Origin of the sequence: Nocardioides aestuarii, from assembly GCF_039527245.1 — a bacterium.
GTDB lineage: Bacteria > Actinomycetota > Actinomycetes > Propionibacteriales > Nocardioidaceae > Nocardioides > Nocardioides aestuarii.
Genome location: NZ_BAAAJT010000002.1, coordinates 911,988 through 926,557 on the forward strand (window position 1 = coordinate 911,988; position 14,570 = coordinate 926,557).

Genomic DNA, 14,570 nt, shown 5'->3' on the forward strand with positions numbered 1-14,570 from the left:
GAGGCTACGCCGAGCGGCTAGCGTGCGAGGCGTGGCCGGCGTGCACCTGACCCTCACCGACGACCGTGCGGTCGAGATCGACGCACTCGCCGAGCTGCTCGGCGGTCGCGTCGGGCTGGCGGGCGTGCTCGACCGGCTCGACCGGCGCGCGCAACCCTCACGACTCGGTCGGCTGGCCGGTCGGCTCGTCGACGAGGCCTACGCCTGGGAGCGGCAGGACGCCCGCGACCGCCGGTGGTGGCCGCAGGGCGTCTCCAGCTCGGCCGACGCCGACCCCTCCGAACGCGTCCTGGGCCGGCGGCTGGTGCTGGTCAGCTGGTACGCCCACCCCGTGGGCGGTGCGTCCCACGGAGTGCGGCTGACCGTGCTCGACCTCGACTCGCTCGGCTATCGGCACGTGCTGCTGGTGGTCCCGCGGATCGACGACGAGGGACGGGCGACGACGGAGCCGCTGACCGTCCACGCCGGGGGGATCGTGTGGCTCGGCGGCGCGGTCCACGTCGCCGCCACGGCCCGGGGTCTGCTGACCTGCCACCTCGACGACGTGATGGTCGCGGGGCCGGGGGTCGAGTCCCACGGCCACGACCTCGTGCTGCCCGTCCGCTCGGCCTGGCGGGCAGGCGCAGAGCGTGGTCACGAGCGGCTGCGCTACTCCTTCGTCTCCCTCGACCGCACCGACCCAGGAGGCGCGCCCGTCCTCGTCGCCGGTGAGTACGGGCGCCGGCGGGGCGCGACCACCCGGCTGGCCCGGTTCGGCGTCGGCGCCGCCAGCTCGCTGCTGGCCACCGACGACGACGGCCGCGCGCGTCCGACCTCGGTCGAGGACGGGGCCCGGGCCCGGATGCAGGGTGCGGCCTGCGTGGGCGGGACGTGGCACGCGACGGTCTCGATGGGGCCGTGGGTCCCGGGTGGGCTCGCGCACGGTCGTCCCGGGGCGTTGCGGCTGCGGCCGCTGGCGCTGCCGATGGGTCCGGAGGACCTCACCTGGTGGCCCTCGAGCGGGCGGTTCTGGTCGGTGTCGGAGCACCCGGGTCGGCGGTGGGTGTTCTCGTGGCCGGGACCGGCCGCCCCGCGGCGTACGCGCGACGGGTAACAAATCGTCCAAATCCCCGTCCCCGCAGGTCAGCGGGGACGACAATCGGGTCCTCGGGACAGACAGGGGGACCCCACATGACCCCGCCCTCCGCGGAGACGCCGGCGCGAGTCCGCCGGGCGCTGTGGGCTGCCGCCGTCACGGCGGTCTGGGTGGTCGCCGTCGCGGTCCACGTCGTCCGCCCGTCCGACACGTGGGTCGCGGTCGCGTTCGTCGGGGTCCAGGCCGGCTCGGCCGCGGCGGCCTGGTGGGGCAGCCGCACCGCCCGGGAGGAGCTGCGGCTCCCGGCCCGCCTCGTCGCCGCCGGACTGGCCAGCAACGCCCTCGGCGAGCTGTCCTGGTATCTCTGGATCATCGACTCGGAGTCGACCGACGCCTCGCTGGCCGACGTCGGCTGGCTCACCGCCTACGTCTTCCTCATCGCGGCCCTGGTCGTGGTCCTGCGCCGTTCGCGCGCCGGGCACGAGCGCGACGTCGACTCGCTCATCGACGCCGCCACCATCGTGACCGTCAGCGTGATGGTGCTCTGGACGATCTCCGTCTCGGCGATCGCCGGCGACGCCACGCTGACGCCCTTCATCAAGCTGGTGTGGTCGAGCTATCCGATCGCGGACGCGCTGCTGATCGCGCTGGTGCTGCGCATCGCCACCGACCGCCACGCTCGGCAGTGGGTCGACCCGTGGTTCGGCGTCGGCGTGGCCGCCTGGCTGGTCGCCGACATCGGGTTCCTGACGCTCCCGCTGACGGACTTCCACGAGAACTGGGAGAACGCCGGCTGGATGCTCGGCGCGCTGCTGATGGCGCGCTTCCACCGGGGCGGACGCGCGTGGACCCACGAGCTCGGCCGGGGCGACCACACGGTCGTCCGGCTCTTCGTCGCCATCGGGCCGCTCTTCGCCGTCCCCGTCCTGCTGGCCTACGACCGCTTCACCGCCCAGCCGGTCGGGTCGATCCCGCTGATCCTCGGCGCGACCGTGCTGCTCCTCCTCGCCCTGGTGCGCACGGCCCGGTTGCTGGGCGCCCAGCAGCGCGACCAGGCGGCGCTCGCCGCCGCCCGCGACGAGGCGCTGCAGGCCTCCCGCGCGAAGTCGGAGTTCCTCGCCACGATCAGCCACGAGATCCGTACGCCCATGAACGGGGTCATCGGGCTGTCCGAGCTGCTGATGCAGACCGACCTCGACGAGCGCCAGCGCCAGTACGCCGAGGGCGTGTCCGGCGCCGGCGGCATGCTGCTCAACCTCATCGACGACATCCTCGACTTCGCCCGCGTCGAGAACGACGAGGTCGAGCTCAGGCTCGGCGAGGTGTCCCTCGTCGACGTGCTCGAGGAGACCGCCGACCTGATCGCCCCCACCGCCCACGGCAAGCGGCTCGAGGTCGTCACCCGGATCGACGGACCGGTCCCCGACCTGGTCCGGGCCGACGGTGCCCGGTTGCGCCAGATCGTCTTCAACCTGGCCAGCAACGCGGTCAAGTTCACCGCCGCGGGCGAGGTCACCCTGCGAGGTGCGGTGCTCGGCGAGGGCGACGGCTGGGTCGACGTCCGCCTGGAGGTCCACGACACCGGCATCGGCATCGGCGAGGAGCTGCGCGGCCAGCTGTTCGACGCCTTCTCCCAGGGCGACTCCTCCCACACCCGTCAGTACGAGGGCACCGGCCTCGGTCTCGCGACGGCGCGCAAGCTGGTGCGGCTCATGGGCGGCCGCATCGGGGTCGAGTCCGAGCCCGGCTCGGGCAGCACGTTCTGGGTCGAGCTCCACCTCGAGGTGCTCGCGCCGCAGGACCAGGCCGAGCTCCCGCGGCTCGACGGCCTCCGCGTGCTCGCCGTCGACGACAACGCCACCAACCGGCTCGTCGTCGGCGACCTGCTGCGCGGCTGGGGGGCGGAGGTCGACACCGTCGACGGCGGCACGGCGGCGCTCGAGGCGCTCGCCCACAACGCCCACTACGACGTCTGCGTGCTCGACCTGATGATGCCCGTGATGACCGGCATGGAGCTGGCCGCCCGCGTCCAGCAGGCGGCCGGGGGCGGTCCGCGGCTGGTGCTGCTGACCTCCGATCCCGCCGTCGACCAGGCACGCGCCTCGCGGGCGGGGTTCTCGGCGACGCTGACCAAGCCGGTGCACTCCGACCAGCTGCGGGGGGTGCTCGCCGCCCTGGCACAGGCACCCCAGGCGGCTCCCGAGGAGCCCGCCCCGGTCCGCGTGCTCGTGGTCGACGAGAACCCCACCAACCAGCTGATCACCGCCGGCATGGTCGAGTACCTCGGCTTCCACGCCTCGACCGCCGGCGACGACGTGGAGGCCCTGATCGCGCTCGCCCGGGCGCCCTACGACGTGGTGCTCCTCGACTGCCACCTCCCGCTGCGCGAGGAGGCGGCGACCGTGGCCGAGATCCGTCGGTTCGAGGGTGCCGGTGGCCGGCTCCCGGTCGTCGCGATGACCACCCGCGACCCCGACGACGCCGACGGCGACGCCATGGAGGTCCTCGGGCCGGCCGGCATCGACGACCACGTCACCCGCCCGATCGCGCTGGAGGCACTGGCTGCGACGCTCGAGCGGTGGGTGCCGGTCCCGCAGGCCGGTCCCCGCTAGCGGTCCGCGAGCGCCTGCGCGGCGACGGCGAGGTCGTCGACCCCGCGGGCGAGCTCCTCGGGACGGTCGGTCGTCAGGTCGAGGTGGAAGCCGTAGAGCGCGGAGTCGACCAGCGTCACGATCCGGCGCACGCGGCGTACGGGCGCGCCGGAGCGGCGCAGGTAGTCGCCGAGCGCACCGGCCCACTGCGCGTTGGTGGCGCGTGCCGCGGTGAGGTAGGGCTCCTCGCCGATGAGGCCCGTTGCCGCGGCCTGGCAGTAGAGCGTGAGGCAGGGCCCGAGCGGGTCGTCGCAGTAGGAATCCCAGAGCCGGTTGACGGCGCTGCGTACGGACGGCGCGGCCGGCATCGCCTCGACGGCCGCGATCGCACGTTCGGTGACGCGTGAGACCACGTCGGAGACCAGCCCGTCCCGGCTGCCGAAGTGGTAGATCAGCATCCGGTCGCTGGTGCCGATGGCTGCCGCCAGAGGTCGCAGCGTCAACCCGATCAGCCCGTGCTCGAGCACGTGGGCGGCGACCTGGTCCAGCAGCTCCTCGCGACGACTCACGCCTCCACTGTAGCGAGTGCTACAGTGGCCTGCTGTAGCACTCGCTACATCAGTGAGAGGAAGTCATGTTCGTCGCCGCCCTGCTGCTCGTGGTCGCCATCGCCATCGAGGTGGCGTCCACCGCTCTGCTCCCCCGTACCGCCGGGTTCACCGACCTGTGGTGGTCGGTGGCCGTGATGGGTGGCTACGCCGTGTCGATCTGGTTGCTCGCCGTCGTGGTCCGGACCATCTCGGTGTCGACGGCGTACGCCGTGTGGTCGGGCCTGGGGACGGCCATCGTCGCGGTGATCGGCTATCTGTGGCTGGGCGAGCAGATGACCGCCCTGAAGGCCGCCTCGCTCGCGATGATCGTGGTCGGCGTCGTCGGCCTCAACCTCGCCGGCGCCCACTGAGCCTGCGGCCTCGCCCCCCTGACCCGGGCCCAAGGATTCCGCAAGTCGCCTGCGCGACCCTCCTCCCGTGCCCGCTCTGTGCGTGCACGACCGCGGACTCCGGGAGGGGTAGTCATGCAGAACCAGCGCAGCACAGAAGCACCCAGCACGACGGCACGACGCAGGATCGGACAGGCGTTGATCGCCCTGCTGGCCGTCGTCGCGGCCCAGCTGGGACTGGTCGCACCGGCCGCGGCCGGGACCCTCACGGTCGGACCGGTCGACCCCGCGACCGGGTTCCCCGCGTGGGTGACGACCGGGACCGACCGCCTCGAGCTGTGCCTCGACGGCCCGAACTGTCTCGGTACCCGAGCAGACCTCGCGCCTCCGGACGGCGAGGCCTTCTGGTTCCAGGCCGGGGCCACGCTGACCGGCGACGCGTCCGGTCTGGTCGAGGTCGCCACGGAAGCGGCGTTCGGCGCCGACGGTCCCGACCAGGAGATCGCCTTCAACCGGGTGCGCATCCGACTCGACCTCCCCGAGCCCGGCCGCTACCGGGTCGACTACCCCTACGGGTCGAAGACCTACGACGTCGGCGCGGACCTGCGCATCAACGACACCCAGGACATCGGCTGCCTGACCTCGCCCTGCGGTGACTTCGCCGAGCTCGCCGACTCCGGCGACGGCGGTGTCGGTGACTCGTTCCTGCGGTGGGACCCCGCCTTCGCCCCCGAGGCGCCCACCGGCTTCCTCGGTGACGGCGTCACCGAGCACCGGATCACCGGCAGCCCGATCGGCGTCAACCACGTCGCCGTGGTGCGCCTCACCGACGACCCGACCGACCCGGGCGCCACCCTCGAGACCGAGGTCGCCCGGACCGACGCGATGAGCGTCCAGGGCAAGATCGCCCGCCCCCGCGTGATGGCGACACCGGTCGCCGGCTCCTACGCCGCCGGATTCGACGCCACCCTCGTCGGGACCGAGCCCGGTGGCGAGGTCTGGTACACCACCGACGGGTCCGACCCCGCCACGGCCACCGGAGCCCAGGGCGCGACCGCCGCGGTCTACTCCGGCCCGGTCCCGGTGACCGACGACGTGACCATCAGGGCCGTCAACGCCGTCGCCGGCGTGGCGGTCGACGACCCCGTCACCGGCCAGGTCGCGGCAGCGACGGAGGTCGCCTACGTCGTCGACACCGTCGCCCCCGACCTCGCGGCCAGTCCCTCGAGCGGCACCTACGCCTCGGCCCAGCTGGTGACCCTGACGGCCACCGACGACAAGGCCTCCACGCCGCGCATCTACTACACCAAGGCCCTCGTGCCCCCGGGCGGGCAGGACCCCGCCGACCCGAACGAGGAGAGCACGCCGTACACCGGCAGGATCCCGGTCAACGGCAACCTCGACGAGGCCACCACCGTCATCAAGGCGATCGCCTACGACGACGCGGGCAACGCCTCCCCAGTGGTGCGCCGCGAGTACACGATCGACGCGCCCGACGTGACGGCCAGCCCACGGGGCGGTTCCTTCGGCCAGGCCGTCGACGTGACCCTCGAGGCGACGGACCCGGCCGCGACGATCTACTACTCCGTCGACGGCCAGGACCCCGAGATCACCCAGGACCCCGACACGCTGGCCGTCACCGGCGTGGTGCACGGCACGGAGTACACGAACGACCCGATCCACCTGACGGAGCTCACGACGCTGAAGTTCCTCGCCGCGAGCACCGCCGGCCAATCCACCGTGATGACCGAGGTCTACAACGTCGACATCCCCGACAACCGTCAGGGGGGCAACCTCGAGGCCGTCGGTCCCGTGGACGCCTCCAACGGCTACCCGTACTGGTACGGCGACGGCGGCACCTCCAGCGGCACCGGCTCGGGTGAGCCTCCGGTGCGCCTCGAGCTGTGCCTGCAGGACCCGCTGTGCCCGGTGGTGGGCGACCTCCCCGACCCGGCCCAGCCACTGTCCTTCCCCGACAACTTCCCCGACGAGAGCTTCTGGTGGTCCGGCGAGGCAGCGATGGACCTTCCGGGTGGCGGCTCGGCGCTCCTGGTGCTGGCGCAGGAGGCCGCGTTCGCGGCCGACGTCGCTCCCGGTGAGCAGATCGCGTTCGCCCGGCTCCGCATCCGGCTCGACGACGTCACCCCCTTCGCCCGCTACACGGTCACGACGCCCTATGGCGTGGACGTGGTCGAGGCCGACGACCGTGGCCGGGCCCGGATGACCGAGGACATCGGGTGCCTCACCACCCCGTGCACCACCTGGGAGGCCGCGCTCGACGGCCGGGTCGGCCCGTTCCTCCGCTGGGACCCCGCGGTCTCCCCGGCCGCGCCCGCCGGTTACGTCGGCAACCCGCTGGTCGAGCACGAGGTCGTCGGCAGCCCGCGCGGCACGAACTACTTCCGGGTCGAGGGCCCGGGGGTGGGCAGCGCCGAGACGGACATGTTCGCCGTCCAGGGCAAGATCGCCGAGCTGCGCGCGGCCGCCTCGCCGGGGGGCGGGCTCTACGGTGGGCCGCAGGACGTGCGGATCACCGCATCGTTCCCGGACGACGCGAAGATCGTGTGGACGACCAACGGCTCGGATCCCCAGGTCGATGCGGCAGGAGACCCCGTGCCCGGGACGGGTACCGAGGTGTTCGTGCCGAGCAGCTCGGGTCCGTCCTCGCCGCCACAGTCGGCCCAGCTGACCATCCCCGAGGGCCTGACCACGCTGAAGTTCCAGGCGATCGACCTCGCTGACCCGACCATGACCTCCGAGGTCTACACGGAGGAGTACCGGGTCGAAGGGGCCCTGCCGACCGTGTCGGCCACCCCGGACCCGACCGGGACGACCTTCGAAGGGGCCCAGCAGGTCACCCTCACCAGCTCGGTCAACGACATCTTCTACACCACCGACGGGACGACCCCGGCGGTCGACGCCTCGGGGGCACCGATGGGATCGACCCGGGCCTACACCGGACCGTTCACGGTCGGCCGTCCGACGACCGTCCGTGCCTTCGCGATCAGCGAGCTGGGCTCCCCCGGCCCCGTGGCGAGGTTCGACTACGACATCAAGAACCTCCGAGCGGTCGGGCCGGTGTCCCCCGCCAACGGGTTCCCGACCTGGTTCCAGGACTTCGGCTCGCCGACCCTGGAGCCGGCGAAGCTGGAGCTGTGCCTCGACGACCCGCTGTGCCCGGTCATCGGCGACCGGCCGGACCCGGGTTCGCCCGTGGCCTTCCCGGGCAACTTCCCGGACGAGGCCTTCTGGTGGTCCGCTGACGCGGGCTTCGACGCGGGTGCCACCAAGGCCCGGCTGGTCCTCGGCGCCGAGGCCGCCTTCGGTGGCGGTGCCCCGAAGGCCAACGACCAGATCGCCTTCGCCCGGATCCGGGTGCGGGCCGACAACCTGGTGCCGGGCGCGACCTACCGGGTGACGCACCCCTACGGCGTGGTCGAGCTCCGCGCGGACGGTGCCGGATCGATCTTCGTGACCGACGACACCGGGTGCCTGAGCGCACCGTGCGACTTCGGCCTGGTGCTCCGCGGCCCCATCGGTCCCTTCCTCCGCTGGGACACCGGCGCCCCCACCGGCTACGTCGGTGACGGTGCCACCCCGCACGCCGTGGTCGGCAGCCCCTACGGGACGAACGTGTTCCGGATGGAGCAGGTCACCACGGGCGGCGGCGCACCCCTGGCCACCCCGGTCACGCTCGGCCAGACCGACCAGTTCGTGGTCCAGGGCAAGCTGGCCGAGCTGCGGGTCACGGCGACTCCGAAGGGCGGCACCTTCACCGCGGCCCAGCAGGTGACGCTCGCGGCCAGCGAGCCGACGGCCGAGATCCACTACACCACCGACGGCTCCACACCGACGGCAGCGAGCACGCTCTACACGGGCCCGGTGGCGATCACCGCCGAGGGGGCCACGCAGCTGAAGTTCCTGGCGATCGGGACGGACGGCAGCACCTCGCCGGTCGTCACCGAGACCTACGTCATCGACACGGTGGCTCCCACCGTCTCGGCCAGCCCGGCGGGGGGCAGCTTCCCCGGCTCGCAGCAGGTGACGCTCAGCAGCGACGACCCGGACGCGGTCATCCGCTACACCACCAACGGCTCGACGCCGACGGCGACCAGCACCCGCTACACCGCTCCGTTGACCGTGACCCAGAGCCTGACCCTCAAGGCGCGCGCGTTCGATGCCGCCGGGAACCAGAGCCAGGTCGGGTCGTGGAGCTTCGTGATCGGGCTGCCGACCTCGAGCCTGACCCTGGGGACTCCGTCGCCGGCGACACTGACGATCGGTGAGTCGACGACGTTGTCCGGACGACTCCTGACGGGCACGACCGGGATCTCCGGCGCCGTCGTGGCCCTGGAGTCGCAGGCCATCGGCGCCACCACCTGGCAGTCGACCGGCCTGAGCGCCACCACCGGAACGGACGGACGATTCACCCTGGCGGGCGTCGCACCCACGGCCACCACCCGCTACCGCGTCGCCTACGCGGGCGGCGCCCAGGCCCAGGGCTCCGTGAGCGCCACCCAGCAGGTCGGCGTCCGGGCGATCGTGACCATCAACCCGATGAACTCGATCGGCCGGGGACGCAACATGACGGTGTCGGGCACGCTCAACCCGGCGCACCAGGGCAGCAGGGTGACCGTCAACTTCACCCTCACCGGTCAGCGTTCACCCAAGGCCGTCACGGCCACGGTCGCCGCGAACGGCACCTGGTCGGTGGCGACCAAGGCGCCCGGCAAGGAAGGCGTCTGGACCGTGAGGGCCGACTGGGGCGGCGACGCCGACCACCTGGCCGCCACCGCGACCGCGAGCCTGACCGTCACCCGCTGATCGGGCACGTCGCACCGGGCCCCGTCCCCCAGGCGGGTCCCGGTGTCGACGTGCGTCCCGGTGCCCCGTGCCCGTCAGTCGTGGGCCGTGGCGACGCGGATCCGATTGCCGTCGGGGTCGGTCACCTCGCAGTCACGTGCCCACGGCATGTCGTCGACCGGGACGCCGAAGTCGGCGGCCACCCTGTCGACATCCGGCACCCAGAGGTAGACGAGTCCGTGTCCGTAGGCGTCCCCCTCGTGCTCGGACAGGTGGATCCGGCAGCCGTCGCGCACGATCCCGACGTACCGCGGCTCGGTGCCCTCGAACCGGTGGCGGAACTCCTCGACGAAGCCGAGTCGGGCCCACCACGCGAGCGCGCGGTCGACGTCGCTCACGCGCAGGACCGGGACGGCGCTCACCACCCGGCCAACCTAACCGCGAGGCTGGCGCGGCGCGAGGGTCGCAGCCATCATCGGTGCATGACCCTGCACGACGGCGGACAGGCCCTCGCGCCCGGCGACGCGCTGGAGCACCTCGACATGGGCGGTGGCAGCGTGCTGTTGCTGCGGGTGACCAGCGAGCAGTCGGCGGGGCTCGTCACGGTGTTCGAGGGGGTCGTCGAGCAGGGCGGCCCGCCGCTCCACGTCCACGAGGCCGAGGACGAGGTGGTGGTGGTGCTCGCGGGCGAGCTCACCTACCGGGTCGGCGACGAGGACGGCGTCCTCTCCCCCGGAGGCCTGCTGTGGTTCCCTCGTCGGGTCCCGCACGCGGTGGCCAACCTCGGCGCCGCGCCGTGCCGCTTCCTCACGGTCGTCACCCCCGGCGGCATCGAGGACTTCTTCCGGGTCCAGCGCGACCACCTGGCCTCGCTCCCGCCGGGTCAGGCACCCGACCCGGCAGCGTTCGCGACGCTGCCCGGCGCCGAGACACGCCCGGTCGTCGGGCCGCCGCTCGGCTGACACCACGCCTGCGCGTCATGGACACCCCGCAGACCACGATCGGGCGCGACCCGGAGCTCGTCTCGATCCGCGCGTTCCTGGACGGCGCCGTCGGCCCGCCCAGCGCGCTGGTGATCGAGGGCGAGGTCGGCATCGGCAAGACGTGGTTGTGGCAGGAGGCCGTGCGTGAGGCGCAGCAGCGCGGTCACCGAGTGCTCGTCTGCCGCCCCGGCGAGAACGAGGTCGGGCTGGGGTTCGCCGGCCTGATCGACCTCGTGGGTCCGTGGGTCGAGGAGACCTCTCCCGCGCTGCCCGAACCCCAGCGCCGTGCCCTCGACGTAGCACTGCTGCGCAGCACGTCGCAAGCCCCCGTGGGCCAGGGCGCGGTCGCCCTCGCGGTGGTCAACCTCCTGCGCACCCTGGCCGGCGACGCGCCGACGGTCGTCGCGATCGACGATCCGCAGTGGCTCGACGTCCCCACCACGCAAGCCCTCGGGTTCGCGTTGCGACGCCTCGGCTCCGCGCCGGTCGCGGTGATCACCACGCGTCGCGACGCCCAGCCGGTCGACCTGCTCCCCGCCCGCCTCCCGGTCACCCGGATCGCGGTCCCGCCGCTGTCACCGGGCGCGACCTACCGGCTCGTGCACAGCAGGCTCGGCGTCACCCTCCCGCAGCCGGTCCTCGCCCGGGTCCACGAGGCATCGGGGGGCAACCCGTTCCTCAGCCTCGAGCTTGCCCGGGCCTGGACCGACCACGGCACGGCCGGCGTGGACGACCTCCCGGTGCCGGAGCACCTCGGCGCCCTGCTCCGTCGCCGGCTGGAGGACCTGCCGGGGAGCACGCGGCGCGTGCTGCTCCTCGCCGCCGCGATGGGAACGCCGGGGGTGCCGCGGCTGGAGCGGGCCTGCGGCCACCCGGTGGAGCCGGAGTTGGCGCTGGCGGAGCTGGCGGGAGTCGTGGACTCCGGTGACGGGACGGTGAGGTTCACCCATCCGCTGATGGCGGCGACCGTGTACGACGCCGCCTCACCCGCGCAACGGCGCATGGTCCACCGGGAGCTGGCCGACGCGGGCGAGGAGCCCGAGGAAAGAGCCCGGCACCTCGCCCGCGCCTGCGCCGCTCCGGACGAGGCGGTGGCCGCGGCGCTCGAGGACGCCTCCGCCCGCATCGCCCTGAGGGGCGCCAGCGACGTCGCCGCGACCTATGCACAGCAGGCCCTGGAGCTCACCCCGGCGGACGACCACCCCGCCTGCTACCGCCGTGCGACGACCGCGGGCGTGCACGCCCTGGCGGCCGGTGACCGCACCCGCTCGCGCACCCTGTTCGAGCGCGCGGTCGTGGAGGCGCCCGCGGGACCCGCACGTGCCGCTGCCCAGCGATGGCTGGCGGAGCTCTCGACGCCGTTGGGCCAGGGCATCGCCCTGTGCGACCAGGCACTCGACGAGGCCGGCGAGGACTGGGCGCTCGCGAGCCGGGTCCACCGGACCCGGGGCGCGATCTGCTACTTCCTGGGCGACGTGCCCGAGGCCGAGCGTCACGCCGGGCTGGGCGTCGCACTGGCCGAGCGCGGCGGTGACGACGAGGCACTGGGGATGGCCGTCGCCGAGCTCGCCCACTGGACCTACTGCGGCGGCGGAGGGATCCGCCGCGACCTCTTCGATCGCGCGATCACGCTTGACGGGTCGGCCGCCGCCGCATCCCCGCGGAGCCACCTGGCGAAGGTCCTCATGGACGACGACGGGCACGACGAGTCCCGGGCCATGCTCACCCTTCTGCTCGACCAGACCATGGCAACCGGCGACCTCGACTCGGCGTCGACCCACCGGTTCCACCTGGCCGAGCTGGACCTGTGGGCCGGCGAGTGGGGCGCAGCCGTCGAGCACGCCCGGGAGAGCCTCCAGCTGCGACAGCACCTCCACCAGTCGGAGGCGCCCCTCTACGTCGAGGCCATGGCACGCGCGTGCCTCGGCGACGTCGAGGACGCGCGCACCCTGGCCGCGGCGGGCCTGGCCGAGGCGCGGCGTACGGAGGACGTGGTCTTCCAGATGCAGAACCTGCACGTCCTGGGCTTCGTCGACCTGTCGCTCGGCGACCACCAGTCCGCGCTCGGGCCGCTGGGCGAGGCGACCGACCTGATGCGGCCGCGGTGGCACCGGGAGTTCGGCGACTGCCACATGGTCCCCGACGAGATCGAGGCCCTGGTGGCCGCCGGTGACCTGGCACGCGCCGAGGACCTGACCTCGTGGACGGAGGAGGTCGCGCGGGCGACGCGACGGGCCTGGACCACGGCCACCAGTGCTCGGTCCCGCGCCCTGGTCCTGGCTGCGGGCAACGACCTCGACGCCGCGAACCGGTCCCTGGACCGGGCCCTGGCCGCCCACGAACGACTGCCCATGCCGCTCGAGCTCGGTCGGACCCTCCTCGCCCGCGGCGTGGTCCAGCGCAGGATGAGACGACGGGCGGCCGCGCGGACGACGTTCGAGCAGGCGCTCGCCCTCTTCGAGGGGCGCGGCGCGACCCTCTGGGCCGGCAGGGCGCGCGGGGAGATCGCCCGCCTGGGAGTGCGCTCGGCGGCCCAGGCCGACCTCACCCCGGTCGAGCAGCAGATGGCGGCCCTGGTCGCCCGGGGCTACACCAACCGGGAGATCGCCGCCTCGCTCTCCCTGAGCACGAAGACGGTCGAGGCGAACCTCTCCCGCTCCTACCGGAAGCTGGGCGTCCGCTCGCGAGCCGAGCTGGTCGCCCGCCTGTCGGGCGCCTCGGCGACCGCCGCGGACACTGACGGCCGAGGGACTTCCCCGATTACGGAGGGCCGCTCCACGCCCTACCGTTCGACGCATGGCTGAGACAGGACTCGCGAACGAGGCAGACGTCGGGGACCTGCGGGAGGCCATGCACGGCCGGCTGCTGGCGCCGGGCGAACCGGGGTACGACGAGGCGCGGCGCGTGTGGAACGCCACCGCCGACCGGCGACCAGCGCTGATCGCCTCCTGCGCCGACGTCACCGACGTGCAGACCGCCCTGGGCTTCGCCGTGGCTCGCGGCCTCCCGGTCGCCGTACGCGGTGGAGGGCACAGCGTCGCCGGGTTCTCGACCTGCGACGACGGGATGGTCATCGACCTCGGTGGGATGCGCGCCGTGAGCGTCGACCCGGAGCGGCGCGTGGCGCGGGCCGGGGGCGGGGCCACCGGGGCCGACGTCGACCGCGCGACCCAGGAGCACGGCCTCGCCACCACGCTCGGAGTCGTGAGCACGACCGGGATCGCCGGGCTGACCCTGGGCGGCGGGATCGGGTGGCTGATGCGCAAGCACGGGCTCGCCTGCGACAACCTGCTCGCTGTCGAGCTGGTCACCGCCGACGGCCGCGTCCTCAGGGCGAGCGCGGACGAGCACCCGGACCTCTTCTGGGCCCTCAAGGGAGGCGGCGGCAACTTCGGGGTCGCCACGTCCTTCGAGTACCGGCTGCACCCGGTCGGTCCCACGGTCTACGGCGGGGGCGTGATGTTCGACCGCGGGCGGCGACGTGCCGTCCTCGAGGCCTACCGGGAGCTGACCCGGGAGGCCCCCGACGACCTCACGACCTACACCGCGATGACGGACGGTCCCGACGGGACGCCCGTGGCCGCGGTTGCCGCGTGCTACGCCGGCGATCCGGCCGAGGGAGCCCGCCTGCTCGACCCCCTCAAGGCCGCCGTGGGCGAGCCGCTGCTCGACGGCCTGGGGCCGCTGACCTACCTCCAGCAGCAGAGCAGGATGGACGAGGCCTACCCCCGGGGCGCCTACCACTACTGGCGCTCGTGCTTCCTCGACGACCTCACCGACGCCGTCATCGACGTCCTGGTCGACCGGGCGAGCGACGTCTCCGCACCGCCCGCGCTCGAGCTCATCGTGGAGCACCTCGGTGGTGCGATCACCGCAGGCGACGGCGCGTTCGCCCATCGCGGTGCCAGCCACGACGTCCTCATCGCAGCCAACTGGACCGATCCCGCCGACGAGGCTCACTGCGTCGCCTGGGCCCGCGACACCGCTGCCGCCCTCGCCCCTCACTCGCGCGGTGGTTACGTCAACTACGAGCCCGACGCCGGCGGTGCCCACGTCCCGGCGGCGTTCGGGGACCGCCTCGCCCGGCTCGCCGCGGTGAAGGCGGCGTACGACCCGCACAACGTCTTCAGCCTGAACCAGAACGTCGCGCCCGCCACGTGAGGAGTTGTGGGTCACGG

General features: G+C 73.5%; 9 protein-coding genes. 7 read left to right on the plus strand and 2 right to left on the minus strand.

Annotation, left to right across the window (positions count from 1 at the left end; all coding sequences use genetic code 11):
• Positions 1 to 31: 31 nt before the first annotated feature.
• On the plus strand, positions 32 to 1,093 hold the full coding sequence (locus tag ABD091_RS04670) for a hypothetical protein (protein ID WP_343915983.1): 1,062 nt from the start codon (positions 32 to 34) through the stop codon (positions 1,091 to 1,093).
• A 77-nt stretch (positions 1,094 to 1,170) separates the two neighbouring features.
• Positions 1,171 to 3,687 carry a hybrid sensor histidine kinase/response regulator gene (locus ABD091_RS04675; RefSeq protein ID WP_343915984.1) on the plus strand — a complete coding sequence of 839 codons (2,517 nt, stop codon included), beginning with the start codon at positions 1,171 to 1,173 and terminating at the stop codon, positions 3,685 to 3,687.
• On the opposite strand, the gene ABD091_RS04680 is transcribed toward ABD091_RS04675, so the two are convergent.
• Positions 3,684 to 4,235, minus strand: a complete 552-nt coding sequence (locus ABD091_RS04680; protein ID WP_343915985.1) for a TetR/AcrR family transcriptional regulator — start codon at positions 4,233 to 4,235, stop codon at positions 3,684 to 3,686. The genes ABD091_RS04675 and ABD091_RS04680 overlap by 4 nt on opposite strands.
• A gap of 65 nt (positions 4,236 to 4,300) precedes the next feature.
• On the opposite strand from ABD091_RS04680, the gene ABD091_RS04685 reads away from it, so the two are divergent.
• A complete protein-coding gene (locus tag ABD091_RS04685) occupies positions 4,301 to 4,627 on the plus strand; it encodes a DMT family transporter (protein ID WP_343915986.1) in 327 nt (108 codons plus the stop codon).
• Positions 4,628 to 4,741: 114 nt separating this feature from the next.
• Positions 4,742 to 9,430: a chitobiase/beta-hexosaminidase C-terminal domain-containing protein gene (locus ABD091_RS04690; RefSeq protein WP_343915987.1), complete on the plus strand. Its 4,689-nt coding sequence runs from the start codon at positions 4,742 to 4,744 to the stop codon at positions 9,428 to 9,430.
• A 74-nt stretch (positions 9,431 to 9,504) separates the two neighbouring features.
• Here the strand turns inward: ABD091_RS04690 and ABD091_RS04695 are convergent, their stop codons facing one another.
• On the minus strand, positions 9,505 to 9,831 hold the full coding sequence (locus ABD091_RS04695) for a glyoxalase superfamily protein (protein WP_343915988.1): 327 nt from the start codon (positions 9,829 to 9,831) through the stop codon (positions 9,505 to 9,507).
• A 60-nt stretch (positions 9,832 to 9,891) separates the two neighbouring features.
• On the opposite strand from ABD091_RS04695, the gene ABD091_RS04700 reads away from it, so the two are divergent.
• Genes ABD091_RS04700 through ABD091_RS04710 form a run of 3 tightly spaced genes read left to right on the plus strand, consistent with a single transcriptional unit; the run spans position 9,892 to position 14,553 of the window.
• Complete coding sequence (locus ABD091_RS04700; protein ID WP_343915989.1) at positions 9,892 to 10,371, plus strand: cupin domain-containing protein; 480 nt, start codon at positions 9,892 to 9,894, stop codon at positions 10,369 to 10,371.
• Positions 10,372 to 10,388: 17 nt separating this feature from the next.
• Complete coding sequence (locus ABD091_RS04705; protein ID WP_343915990.1) at positions 10,389 to 13,196, plus strand: ATP-binding protein; 2,808 nt, start codon at positions 10,389 to 10,391, stop codon at positions 13,194 to 13,196.
• A complete protein-coding gene (locus ABD091_RS04710) occupies positions 13,189 to 14,553 on the plus strand; it encodes an FAD-binding oxidoreductase (protein ID WP_343915991.1) in 1,365 nt (454 codons plus the stop codon). Before ABD091_RS04705 ends, ABD091_RS04710 begins: the two co-directional genes overlap by 8 nt.
• Positions 14,554 to 14,570 lie beyond the last annotated feature (17 nt).

Coding starts and splice junctions, on each gene's coding strand:
- ABD091_RS04705 (WP_343915990.1), top strand. CDS start 10,389: ATGGACACCCCGCAGACCACGATCGGGCGCGACCCGGAGCTCGTCTCG.
- ABD091_RS04685 (WP_343915986.1), top strand. CDS start 4,301: ATGTTCGTCGCCGCCCTGCTGCTCGTGGTCGCCATCGCCATCGAGGTG.
- ABD091_RS04675 (WP_343915984.1), top strand. CDS start 1,171: ATGACCCCGCCCTCCGCGGAGACGCCGGCGCGAGTCCGCCGGGCGCTG.
- ABD091_RS04710 (WP_343915991.1), top strand. CDS start 13,189: ATGGCTGAGACAGGACTCGCGAACGAGGCAGACGTCGGGGACCTGCGG.
- ABD091_RS04700 (WP_343915989.1), top strand. CDS start 9,892: ATGACCCTGCACGACGGCGGACAGGCCCTCGCGCCCGGCGACGCGCTG.
- ABD091_RS04690 (WP_343915987.1), top strand. CDS start 4,742: ATGCAGAACCAGCGCAGCACAGAAGCACCCAGCACGACGGCACGACGC.